This window comes from Candidatus Methylacidiphilales bacterium, from assembly GCA_025056655.1.
In the GTDB taxonomy this organism is placed as follows: domain Bacteria; phylum Verrucomicrobiota; class Verrucomicrobiia; order Methylacidiphilales; family JANWVL01; genus JANWVL01.
Window position 1 is genome coordinate 1 of sequence record JANWVL010000123.1, and the last position, 12,131, is coordinate 12,131.

Annotated in this window: 15 protein-coding genes and 1 pseudogene; 1 reads left to right on the forward strand and 15 read right to left on the reverse strand. The window is 39.8% G+C overall.

From position 1 onward, the window contains the following. Positions 1 to 718 (reverse strand): DUF2235 domain-containing protein (locus tag NZM04_08065; protein ID MCS7063977.1); only part of this gene is annotated, 718 nt, incomplete at its 3' end. A gap of 9 nt (positions 719 to 727) precedes the next feature. On the opposite strand from NZM04_08065, the gene NZM04_08070 reads away from it, so the two are divergent. Beyond that, positions 728 to 913: a hypothetical protein gene (locus tag NZM04_08070; protein ID MCS7063978.1), complete on the forward strand. Its 186-nt coding sequence runs from the start codon at positions 728 to 730 to the stop codon at positions 911 to 913. 88 nt (positions 914 to 1,001) lie between these two features. Here the strand turns inward: NZM04_08070 and NZM04_08075 are convergent, their stop codons facing one another. From NZM04_08075 to NZM04_08140, 14 genes and pseudogenes are all read right to left on the reverse strand, one after another. Beyond that, on the reverse strand, positions 1,002 to 1,397 hold the full coding sequence (locus tag NZM04_08075) for a hypothetical protein (GenBank protein ID MCS7063979.1): 396 nt from the start codon (positions 1,395 to 1,397) through the stop codon (positions 1,002 to 1,004). A gap of 4 nt (positions 1,398 to 1,401) precedes the next feature. Next, positions 1,402 to 2,325 (reverse strand): hypothetical protein, encoded by a 924-nt coding sequence (locus NZM04_08080; GenBank protein MCS7063980.1) that lies wholly within the window; start codon positions 2,323 to 2,325, stop codon positions 1,402 to 1,404. Positions 2,326 to 2,335: 10 nt separating this feature from the next. Next, entirely contained in the window at positions 2,336 to 2,821 is a 486-nt protein-coding gene (locus tag NZM04_08085; GenBank protein MCS7063981.1) for a hypothetical protein, read from the reverse strand. Further along, positions 2,805 to 3,593 (reverse strand): hypothetical protein, encoded by a 789-nt coding sequence (locus tag NZM04_08090; protein ID MCS7063982.1) that lies wholly within the window; start codon positions 3,591 to 3,593, stop codon positions 2,805 to 2,807. Before NZM04_08090 ends, NZM04_08085 begins: the two co-directional genes overlap by 17 nt. 79 nt (positions 3,594 to 3,672) lie before the next feature. Beyond that, the gene (locus tag NZM04_08095) at positions 3,673 to 4,104 is read right to left on the reverse strand and encodes a hypothetical protein (protein MCS7063983.1); all 432 of its coding nucleotides are present in this window, start codon (positions 4,102 to 4,104) and stop codon (positions 3,673 to 3,675) included. Then, positions 4,101 to 5,105, reverse strand: coding sequence for a hypothetical protein (locus NZM04_08100; GenBank protein ID MCS7063984.1), 1,005 nt, complete (start codon positions 5,103 to 5,105; stop codon positions 4,101 to 4,103). The genes NZM04_08095 and NZM04_08100 overlap by 4 nt, the downstream gene beginning before the upstream one ends. Beyond that, the gene (locus NZM04_08105; protein MCS7063985.1) at positions 5,050 to 5,418 is read right to left on the reverse strand and encodes a hypothetical protein; all 369 of its coding nucleotides are present in this window, start codon (positions 5,416 to 5,418) and stop codon (positions 5,050 to 5,052) included. The genes NZM04_08100 and NZM04_08105 overlap by 56 nt, the downstream gene beginning before the upstream one ends. Before the next feature lie 127 nt (positions 5,419 to 5,545). Then, positions 5,546 to 6,589 (reverse strand): hypothetical protein, encoded by a 1,044-nt coding sequence (locus NZM04_08110; protein MCS7063986.1) that lies wholly within the window; start codon positions 6,587 to 6,589, stop codon positions 5,546 to 5,548. A gap of 604 nt (positions 6,590 to 7,193) precedes the next feature. Then, a pseudogene (locus NZM04_08115) lies at positions 7,194 to 8,000 on the reverse strand (IS5 family transposase). A 30-nt stretch (positions 8,001 to 8,030) separates the two neighbouring features. Continuing rightward, a complete protein-coding gene (locus NZM04_08120; GenBank protein MCS7063987.1) occupies positions 8,031 to 8,153 on the reverse strand; it encodes a hypothetical protein in 123 nt (40 codons plus the stop codon). 402 nt (positions 8,154 to 8,555) lie between these two features. Then, entirely contained in the window at positions 8,556 to 8,885 is a 330-nt protein-coding gene (locus tag NZM04_08125; protein ID MCS7063988.1) for a hypothetical protein, read from the reverse strand. Between the two features lie 20 nt (positions 8,886 to 8,905). After that, positions 8,906 to 9,865 carry a hypothetical protein gene (locus NZM04_08130; GenBank protein MCS7063989.1) on the reverse strand — a complete coding sequence of 320 codons (960 nt, stop codon included), beginning with the start codon at positions 9,863 to 9,865 and terminating at the stop codon, positions 8,906 to 8,908. Between the two features lie 528 nt (positions 9,866 to 10,393). Then, positions 10,394 to 10,909: a hypothetical protein gene (locus tag NZM04_08135; GenBank protein MCS7063990.1), complete on the reverse strand. Its 516-nt coding sequence runs from the start codon at positions 10,907 to 10,909 to the stop codon at positions 10,394 to 10,396. 21 nt (positions 10,910 to 10,930) lie between these two features. Then, positions 10,931 to 12,037, reverse strand: coding sequence for an RHS repeat-associated core domain-containing protein (locus NZM04_08140; GenBank protein ID MCS7063991.1), 1,107 nt, complete (start codon positions 12,035 to 12,037; stop codon positions 10,931 to 10,933). Positions 12,038 to 12,131: the final 94 nt, after the last annotated feature.

The following is a 12,131-nucleotide window of genomic DNA, read 5'->3' on the forward strand; positions in this document are numbered from 1 at the left end:
GGATACCATTAAAATAATAAAAATTATCAATGCCTGAAGGAATAGTTCGGTTATTGATAGCTGGATCAATAAGCCTATCTTTTAAAGTGTTGGAGACTGTATTTTGCTGCGCTATATATACAAAACTTTCATTCACATTCGCCGGGATCGTTTTTGTATATCCGATATCTATATCGTTGTATGGCCAGCCCATTGCATACACAGGATCAATCATGTGCATTTGGGTAATAATCTTCTCATTACTGTATGGAGGCACTAGATATGCATTCGGCACTACTTTGATATCACTCACTGCACCTGGATAGCCTGCGTAACTAACATCAATCTTTGTCCCTCCACTCAAATCAGGAATACCTTCGTTATAAATTCTATCAGCTACTTGCATCATGCTCACATTGCCACGACTCCATCCTGCCATGTTGATAATCGTATCTCCTGCGTTATAATTTTCGACTATTTTGTTATAAACTTGGTTCGATATATTGCTCACGCCATAGCCCGTAGCACCACTGATTCTATCCTTATTATCTCCACCAGGGCCAGCAAAATAATATCCGTTCCCCACATAATCCTTAGCCATCTGCGGTAACAAGCTTGGAGGGGCATTATCCGCTCCCCCTGCTGCATTATACCACGTCCCATCAATGAAATATCCTGCTCTCCCACTCGGATCCACGCCATTCACCGGATCATTATTCGCGTAACTGTAGAGGCTCATATCTGAGGCGTGACCGAGAGGATCGGCGGAGAGGAAGCGCGCGGTGGGATAATGATACAGCCTTGCGCCCATGTGAATCACATCGCCTTCCGTGCGATATCCCCGCCAGCCGCTGGCTTCATGCAAGCCCACACCCTCCCCGAGCCGCTTCTTTACTGCTTCGCAAGCCGGCCTGTGATTACTTTTCTTTATTAACATTATTTTCTTTTTCCTAACTCATCGCCATCATTTATAAGCACGATGGCTATTCCATTATTCCATAGTGCAATTATCCTATTCTTCTTTATTTCCGTTCACACGCCACATAGTCATTATCAATATCAAATGCCAAACACTTGCGACTTTGATAATTTGACCAGACGGCTGAAAAAAACGCCGTTTTTTCAGGATACCCAACTTCACCAAAGCCTCTCATAAGAACAATAAAATCCGAAAACTCCACTCCCTGATAAAGAGCCTTCCATTTCCCTTGATTATCATATAACTGCTCCCCCGATTGATAAACTAGCTGCTGATAACTTCCATCGGGTTTGATTATGATCACTTCTTTCCATTCTTTTTCTTTCCCATATTCACCTACATAAGTTCCAACAACATCATCAGGATTAATAGGAGGCGCGTTTTTGATGCAGCTACTGAAAATGAAACATCCCGCAAGTATCAGTAATTTAAATTTCATAAACTTATTTTTGAAAAACAGTCGGATAAGTAATAACCTCCCTCCATTGAAGAGTAACGTCCACATTATGTCCAAAACCACCTTTCCCAAACATATCATTGGAAGCAGGTATCCACGTCGGATTAGGATTACTAGGATCATAGCCACCCGCTGATGGGCTTTTTCTTAAAGCCGACTCCCAAGACATCGTATTGTCAACTTGATAATTAATAATAGCCAATCCAACCCCTGTTTGCGGATCTTTCAATGAAACCACACCGACTGATCCTTGATAAGTTCCCAATAAGCCACGAGTTGGATTACTATTGTTAGTTAATCCCATTCCAAAAACATCGTTAGCAAAAGAGCTTAAATATTGTGCTTCAGAAATATTTGCTAGATTTCTAGAAAACCGATTTGTAATGTCATCTCCATTGGATAATTGATTATAGATCGTCATTCTTACATGAGTAATCTCCAATGAAGATCGAATTTCTTGAGTAAGATAAGAATCTTCCCCAAACGTCCTTTGCCTCTCACTTCTTCCGCTCAACCAATCGTAACCCAGCCCATAAGCATTTGGATTTTCATAAGATCCCCCAAACATCGCTCGCGGAATAATCCCCACTGCACTAACAATTGCTGATCCCGCATAAATAGCAGACTGACTTATTGCAGCACACAGATTGTTTGACTTTTGCATCGGAGCCAACATCGTCTGCAAGCCACTGCTACTGGAATAACTGCTGCTGCCACTTAATCCGAGACTCGATAAGCCTGTGAATCCTGAGATCCCACTCGTCAACCCGCTCGAATGGCGTCCTGTCGGATCGATGCGGTTAATCGGATCATTATTCGCATAACTGTAGAGGCTCATATCTGAGGCGTGGCCGAGGGGATCGGCGGAGAAAAAGCGAGCGGTGGGATAATGATATAACCTTGCGCCCATGACAGCAGCATCATTTTTCTAACTTTTTTTTCAAATCCTCGTATGAAATAGCACTCTCTGGAATAATGATTGCTTGCGCAAGCGGAATATTTCTCAACACTAATACACCATAAAAACCTTTCGATATACCCAGCATTTCTATATGCCATGAATATTGAATCCCATCAACTCCAAAATGTATCTGATCACCTTGAAATTGAATAGTATTTATATATTGCTTGGCAAATATGGACTGATAGAAAGATGCAACCATGGATCTGGTTGCCAACAAAATCATCATCGACACTGCTGCTATTGCTATAAAAAGGAAGATCCACACATAATAGGGTTTGGGTAATGCAGAGGCCTGTGTTGACTTTATTATCGCAAAAAATATTACAGTAGGCATCACCATGTAAAAGAACAAAATCCCTATTAATCTTTCAATGGGATTAATCAATCTTTGTTTTCTCGTCAATGAAAACAAGACCTTGTCTGATCTATTTATAGAATCCATTTTTTGAAGATTGAATAGATTGGCTCGTTGCGAGTCCCAGATAAGAAGCAGCAGAGACGGCTCCTATATTTAAGTCAGCAAATCCTGTAAGCCCCATCCCACGCCAGCCCTGTGTTCCAAGTGCTAATCCAGTTGCAACCCCAAGATGCAATCCGCTTGACTCCACCTTTCCTGTATTCACAGCAAGCCCTCGGGCAAAATCAGAGACCTTGTGTCCTCCTGATGCCTCAAATGAAGCTGTTGTTCGAGCGGCCGCTCCCTTATCCGCCGTAGCTAGAATTTGCCAAGTGTTCATTGAGCCGACATTATTAGTCGCGGAAATCGCTGATGCCTTACTATAGGCACTTACTATTCCCGCTCCGCCTCCTATAATACCTAATCCAGCATCTACAAGATTTGCGGTATCTCTAGAAAGTCCTGCTGCTTGCAATCCTTGTGAAGTAAATGTGTCCATTGGCTCTCCTGACAACATCTGCAAAAAACCTGCCTGCACCGTGTCCACACCATGGGCACCAATAGCAAGTCCCCCAACCCCTATCAGAGGTCCCACAGGATTTCCAGCAACTGTGCTACCGTAACCAGCAACCGCTATTGAATACCCGATAGCCGCCTCTCCAACTCCACCAATAACTTTAAGCACACCTAAAGCAGAATCCCAGACTGTCATCCCAGTAGGATCAACAAAATTTATTGGATCCCCATTCGCGTAACTGTAAAGACTCATATCTGAGGCGTGGCCGAGAGGATCGGCGGAGAGAAATCCTCCCGTGATTTACTAAAATTCAATTTTATTATATATTTCCAGACCGGCTCACTTCTTATCAATAGATATAAAATAATTCTATATAGATTCATTTTCCTATAAATGATTTCTTACCCGGCATTAACACATATTCTTTGCACCATGTGCTAAAATTTATTGGATCAAATCCATCACATTCTTTTATCTTTTTCTTCGGAAACATCACATAAACAGCATCATAATCATGATTCCCTGCATAGTAGTAATATCGATCGTCTTCCCCATATATCCATCCATCCCAAGATCCTGTGTTCATCTGTAATGCACGAAATTGAAGGATAGATGACTCTTCAGGTATTATGTATTCATTACCAAAAATCACCATTGATATAATTCCAAATATAAATATAAATATGATACTTAAACAACCTAACCCTATAGTTTTAACTATTTTTATCTTTGTTGATATAGGTCTGCAAACAAACAAAAAAAAGAATAATAATATAAATACTGCTGATCCGAAAAAGAATATATTTGTCATTTTTCGTAAAAATATAATATAGCAGTGCCATCTACAGCATCTTGAATAAGATTTATTGAATCGTCCCCATATTTTTTACCTCCATTATACATTTCAAAAACCTTTTGAGCCTGATCCATTGTAAGATTATTGGCGTCAAAACCCTTTTGCCCTGTTGTTCTATCTATAAGCTCTCTGATGTGACCTGCTGTATAATATAAATCGGCCTTCCAATCAAAACCTGGAATGCGTGTATCTACATCAATATCAAATACTCTCCTTTGCACTTCCTGTGGCATAGGTGAACGGTCATACGTCTTTTCTATATATTTAGCAGAATGTTCTAGTGTCGGACGTGACATGTTTGTAAAACCTGATGATCCATCCGCAATCTTTGCATCTGGCATAAATGGAAACCAGTTAGGAATTTTATCGGGAACAATATCAAACAATATTCTATCTATCAAAGCAAACGATGTCGTCAACTGCCTTTCAAAAAATTGCAAAGCTTGATGTGTAAGAGATGCTCTTGGAGAGTTCTCTTGCTGTAGGATCGTCGCCAACATAATATGCGGCACCTGATGATAAGCCGCAGCGTCTTTCACCCAACTTCGAATTTCTGATGCTGAATAATTTATTTTAAAAATTTCATTACTTTTTGGTATATAATTCATTACCGGCAGTGGCGACACAAAATTCCCCGTATAACTTGGAACTTGTTTCGCACATCTCCCATCCGGATCCACGCCATTCACCGGATCATTATTCGCGTAACTGTAGAGGCTCATATCTGAGGCGTGGCCTAGGGGATCGGCGGCGAGGACACGGGCAGTTGGATAATGATACAACCTTGCACCCATGTGAATGACCTCGCCTTCGAGGCGATACCCCCGCCAACCGCTCGCCTCGTGCAAGCCCACTCCCTCGCCCAGCCGCTTCTTTACCGCTTCGCGCGATGGGCTGTATCTACCCTTCATTTTTAGCATCATTTTCTTTTTTAATCTCTTTTGTCTCTCTCTCATCTTCTTTCACTTCAATCCCTGCCCATTTAGTTATCTTATTCATGTTTTTTTTGTTCTTAAAAAAATAACAAATAAAAAATGCTATTATCGATAAGAATAAAGCGCTTGCATTAATTTTTTTTCCAATAATCAAATGAATTAACGATGGTAAGCCTATTATAAAAAAAAACAACGCAGAATAGATAAGTAAAAATGAAAATATGGAATATATAAAAGCACGAATTGGCCGATTATGATATAGAAATGAGTAGAATAAATTATAAAAAATCACAACAATGCATCCTATTTGAAAATTAAAAACGTTTAAATTCAAGTTTTTAATTGATCCTGGGAAATAAAACTGAGATGTTAAGCCTATTAAAACAATAGACAAAGTATAATTTAATATATATATTAATGCATTTAATACGCTTCTGTATTTAAAAATAAATTCAATTTAGTCATTTGTAATTTTTTGATGAAGGGGTTGAATTATTGAATATAGATGGACTGTAGTTTGAACTTAGTGAATCGTAATATGATTCAAATACGCTAATCCCTACATCCTCCATAAAACTACTGGTTATGTTTGAAGTAAAATATTGCACACCAATTTTCGCGGAGGTAATCAGACTCATATCACTCCAGGTTCCATTCATCGTCATGGTCGTCGCTCGATTGGATACAGCTTGAATACCTCCCGTTCCCCCCACAAGCGAAGTAAATGGGTTTGTGTTTAGATAGCTCAACCCCATCCCCAATCCATACGATAAACTTGTTTCAAAAGTCAGCCTTACGGGATCTATAGATTCTCCAGTTAATAGACCGGTTATGATATTTTGATTATACGTCCCTGCAGCTGAAGATAATCCTGGATTTCCCGTTACCATATACATCAATCCAGACATCGCGCCACTCACAGCAGAAGACATGTAATCTTTCCATCCTACATTCTCTCCAAAAAATACATCTTGAGCTCCTGTTATCGCCATATTCACACTTGCGCCTGCTCCAGCGTAAGACATGGCAGCTTTCATGCCCGCTTGAGAGAATGGTATTGACGATAATGTCGAACCACCTCCAACCATACCCATTCCATATAACACCACATTCTTTTGCGTTTCAATAAAAGCATTCACCACCACCTCAAACTCTTTATTCAGTTGATTGGCAAACACAGCCGTGCTTCCTTTTGGCGCATTTCCAAAAGCTTCATTAGCACCCATCGACTCAAAAAATCTCCCACTCGGATCCACGCCATTCACCGGATCATTATTCGCGTAACTGTAGAGGCTCATATCTGAGGCATGGCCGAGGGGATCGGCGGAGAAAAAGCGAGCGGTGGGATAATGATATAGCCTCGCCCCCATGTGAATGACGTCGCCTTCGAGGCGATACCCGCGCCAGCCGCTGGCTTCATGCAAGCCCACACCCTCCCCGAGCCGCTTCTTTACTGCTTCGCGCGAGGGGCCGTAACCCAGATAACGTGTCTCTTTCCAATCCATCGTGATACTTCTCTGTTGTTCTAAATTTTAAATATATCCACTACAAAACCTATATATACGAGGATGTATGAAATAAAAATCAATCCACAGCTTTTAATATACATATATACTATTTTATTGACAAAAAAACGTTTTAGTGATGTCATAAAAATAAAACTTACAATTAAAAAATACACAATCCATGCCCATCCACTTAAGGCTGCTACTCCTATTGTCAAGTCTAGTTTGTTAGTATTAGAACTAAAAAATAACGTTCCATTATACAAAACTAATGTAATCAGAATTATATTTATAATTCCAAATATTTGCAATAATACATAGTATAGAAAAGCACTTTTCATTTTCCCAAACCCGAGCTTACATTGTAATTATAATTAAAAAGCCCGCCCCTATTGTTGTCTATAGCATTGTAAACATGAGACCGCTGAATAATGGGTAGAATGTGAATGATGGGTTGATTGGGGGTAAAATTTGATTTTTTAATGGATGTGAGGGGCATGGGATGTTAAGTGGGTAGGGTGTGATGGGTGTTGTGGATGGGGTTTTTAGCTTGGTTTTGTTGGTTTTGATGTGTTTTTTGGTGGTTTGGGGTTGTTTTTGTGTTCTATACGGGTGTTTTTTGGGGTTGGCTTAAGGTTAGCCAACGCGTTAGATTCCAGCAGATGCTTTTGATTTCTAGTTCTAATCGGTTCCTTCCCAATTTTCTATATCTTACCCGTCTATACCCAAGGGTTCGTTTCCAATATCCGAAGATTTTTTCTACGCGCACTCGGGTGCGTGAATAGAGTGTGTTCATGGCTTTTTCTACCGATGTTAAGGGTTTGCCTCGTTGGGCTTTCTTCAGGATGTAGCTGGTGGTGTTGTTCTTCTTGAGGAGCTTTTGGATCGGGGCTCCGGCATACGCTTTGTCTGCATAGATCGATTCATCGTCTTCGTCGATAAGCCGTTCCATCGCTTGGCTGTCGTGCGTGCTCGTCGTCGTCATCTCTGCGTCGCAGATCATGTGGGTGGTGGTATCGACAGCGACGTGGGCTTTGTATCCGTGGTGGATCTCGTCGTTTTTTATGGTGTAGGAGGCGTCTTCGTCGTCGCTTTCTTCGCCTTGCTTCGGTCGCCGTGTGGAGGCTTCTATAAGGCTGGTGTCGATGATCGTGGCTTTGCGAATGAGGATGCCTTTGGCTTTGAGTTGTTCGTTGACGATCGATAGGAGCTTGGTCTCGATGCTTTTACCTACCATTCGCTGCCGAAATCTGACTAGCGTGCTGCCGTCGGGAACGGGGTCGTTTAGTCCGATGCCGATGAATTTTCTCCAGCTGATGCGGTCTTTGATCATGGCTTCGCATTGGGGGTCGCTTAGGTTGTGAAAGTGCTGTAACAGGAGCATCTTAAAGCAGATGAGCGGGTCGTAGTAGAGGCGCCCAAATTGTGCGGTGTGGAGCTTTTAGAGTTCGGTCACGATCGGTGTCCAGTCGATGAGGGTTTCGATCTGTTCGAGGAATTTGTTTTCAATGTGGGGAACGGGAGCGTCGGTGAGTTCAAGTTGCTTTTTAGGTTGTTTTCTCATTGTGGATAATGGGTTATGATATTGATGCTATCTCAGCCATCCTCCATTTCAAAGCTTTTTCTTGCCTCTTTTTTGTGCTTCTTATCCTTTTTTTCTTGTTTAAATAAATGGAAAGGGGTATTTTGCAGCGGTCTCACTTTATAAATAACAACACAGGCCATAATATATAACTAAATTCAATAATAACTTGCAACTTACTTTCTTTATAAAAATAAATCAAAGCATGTATATACATTAAAAAACCTAAACCAACAGATACTATAAATGAAGTCCATAATAAAAATACTATAGTTTGATTAGCTAATGATTGATCATCATTAAAAAATGAAAATATTACAATTATAAATAGAGTAAAAATGATTTGTATAGGATAGAAAATAAAATGGGATTTAAGTTTTATCATTAAATATAATCCTTAATAATGATGTATAATCTATGCCAAAAACCTCCATCAATAAATAATGTGTAATAAATAAAGACTGCTATTCCAAGATTTAAAGCTACAAACAAATAATCAATAAAAACTATTTTATTTTTAGATATGTATATATACATTCTCAGAATATTTAACGCAATCATTGCGCTAAATACTAAACCAATAGATCCTATACCGGCGAACATTGGAAAATCATAAGCGTATGCTTTCAAAAAAAAGAAGACAACACATGGAAACAAAATCAAACTACCTAAAAAAAGTTTTATTATCTGTCCGTGATCTGGATTTTTTTTCATACTATATATGTCCAGACTTTTCATTTCCCCATGTTAGCTCCACCATAAAATCTTTCTGGAACATGATTAAACATACCATAACTATTAGAATTTATGGTGTTGTAAACTTGCGATTTTACATTTGTATTTCCAGCTCCGCCTAAATCAGCGTGATTACCATTAAAATAAATAAAATTATCTATACCTTGAGGAATTGTTTGATTATTAACGCCAGGCGCGATAAAAAAGCTTTTTACGGAATTTATTGGCGTCTTATTGTTAGCTATATAAACAAAGCTTTCATTCACATTCGGCGGAATGGTTTTTGTATACCCAATATCTATATCACCATAAGGTAATCCCATAGCATACACCGGATCGATCATGTGCATTTGGGTGATGATCTTTTCATTGCTGTAAGGAGGCACTAAATATGCATTGGGCACAATCTTGATATTACTCACTCCACCTGGATAGGCTGCGTAACTAACTTCAATCTTTGTCCCTGCACTCAAATCAGGTATACCTTCTTTATAGATCCTATCGGCTGCTTGCATCATGCTCACATTTCCACGACTCCATGCTGCCATGTTGATCACTGTATCGCCATTATTGTAATTCTGCACTATCTGATTGTAGGCAGCATTAGCTATACTTGTCACGCCTAATCCTGTCATTCCCTCTACTTTTCCTTCGTTAGGGCTTCCTACACCGGAAAAGTAATGCGCATTAACACCTGCATAATTCTCCACTAATTGTTGAACTACGGTCTGGCTTCCGTCTGGCTTAGGATAATGCGTCCCCTCAAATCCATAGAAAGCCCTGCCCGTCGGATCCACGCCATTCACCGGATCATTATTTGCGTAACTGTAGGCGTGGCCGAGGGGATGAAACGAGAGAAGTCGCTCTATATTACAATTTGATTCAAGATTATGCCCGTATATCAAGGCGATGCTTATAAAAATCAAAAATAATGTTGTTCGGATTGCGTTCATCATCATACCTCAACGATCTCGAATTGGAAATTGCGCAGGATATGTATGCTCAAGATATATTATAATACCCGTAAAAATAAAAAATCCAAGAAAAATTATTATTGGTAGAAAAGATTTTATTTTATCTGTGTCGCTGAATCATTTGAAGTTTAGAAAACCTGTAATACATTAATATAGAATTTATAATAAAAATTAGTTATACTAACAATATAAAAGATTTTATAAACTATATATAAATATATATGCCATAAAACTCTAGTTTTATACAATAAACATGGCTGTTAAAACAAGCAAACATAATAATATAAACCACACAAAAAACAGCCTATTAATTTATCCATTATTTTCCACATAGAATATTTTAAGGTCCACGAGAAAACCAAGAGCCTCTACTACTTAGAACTACTGGATTACCAAGCGAAAGTCCATGATGGTTTCTTCTCTCTCTTCCTTCCTCGATCCACGATTCCAAGCCACTAATCATGTGAAATGATTTGTATATTTCGTCTAAATCATTGTCGCGAATTTTCTATTTTATCTTTCTACAGGCTTGATGTATTTTTCACTTAAGCGATATTTAGTGTGTGCATTAATATCGCCTATTTTGCCTTCCCATTTACCTTCGGCCAAAAATCTCGCATCTACGAGTTTTTTCTCGTTTTCACCGTCTTTTATTCTCATCAAGAATTTCACGTAACTGTGCCCTATCGTTGCATATCTTTCTACTTTCTCCAGTCGCATTATCGTTCCTCTGGGGATCACAGCTAGTATCTGATTGTTATTTATCGTCAATCCCACGTATTTATTTGATGTTTCTTTGGGAACAGTAGGATCAAATACAAAAGACGTTAATCCCAAAAAACCATCGCAATAAATCAGATACATATCCTCGATCAACACATAATCTTTATAGACATCTGATTTATACGGTTCTTGGTTACTCAGATCAGTGGTGCTAGTTAAGAAAATATTGATAAAAACTGCCAACAACATTATTCCTCCCGCAATCACCGCTAAACATCCTATACACCCTTTTGTTATTTTGGCCATATAACACTCTATTCTTTCTGCTTACTTTGGCAAATTGGGAAATATATGCTCCTTAAGATACGGCATATAGACATCATTAAAGCTATGTGCTCCTACGCTAAAACCACCCTCTCCAAAAGTGACAATTGGTGACTGATAATAATTTCCCTCAGAGGTGCTAGGAATTACCTGCGCCCATGTCACCGGGTCGCTATTATGCCATACATTCACCGCACTATTTAATCCGCGATCCGTATTGATCGCTGTCTGACCACCTACTCCCACAAAATCAATATTACGCTTTACTTCCTGAGATAATAAATCCAAAGCACGATTAACAATCATCGTCCCTTGGCTATGGGCAACCACCACACCTCCGTTATTAGCTCTTATCGATTGAACCGCTCTGATAGCTGTAATGTCGATTGCGCCGAGTTGCGTTCCTACCACTTGGATTACATCTCCTATCCCAAACCAATGTGAATTGTTCACCACGTGATTCGTAGGTCGATTGATCGCTGAGGAGACGCTTTGTGATAATTCTAACCCAGATTTTTGATCTACTAAAATCCCATTTACGCTAGTGGCTCTAGCCCCTGTTACAAAATCGGTCTGACGATCAAAGATATCACCACTTAAAATACTAAGGATATAACCTCCCCCCAGATTTAAATTCGTTAAAGCACTATGGCCCCGAGTCATCTCATAGACATAGTCTACAGTATTCATAATCATATTCGTTATGAAATTTCCTGATGAAACATTATATGATGTATATGGTTGAACAGAATTATATGATGCCGCTGGCAAAAAATAACCACTATTGATAAAACCTTGTGAATAAAAACTACTACTCGTCGGATTAAAACCAGAGATCCCACTCGTCAACCCGCTCGAATGCCGTCCCGTCGGATCCACGCCATTCACCGGATCATTATTCGCGTAACTGTAGAGGCTCATATCTGAGGCGTGGCCGAGGGGATCGGCGGAGAGGAAGCGCGCGGTGGGATAATGATACAACCTTGCGCCCATGTGAATGACATCGCCTTCGGTGCGATACCCGCGCCAGCCGCTCGCCTCGTGCAAGCCCACACCCTCCCCCAGCCGCTTCTTTACTGCTTCGCGCGATGGGCTGTATCTACCCTTCATTTTTAGCATCATTTTCTTTTTTAATCTCTTTTGTCTCTCTCTCATCTTCTTTCACTTCAATCCCTGCCCATATCGCAATTTTTTTGAGGTTTTT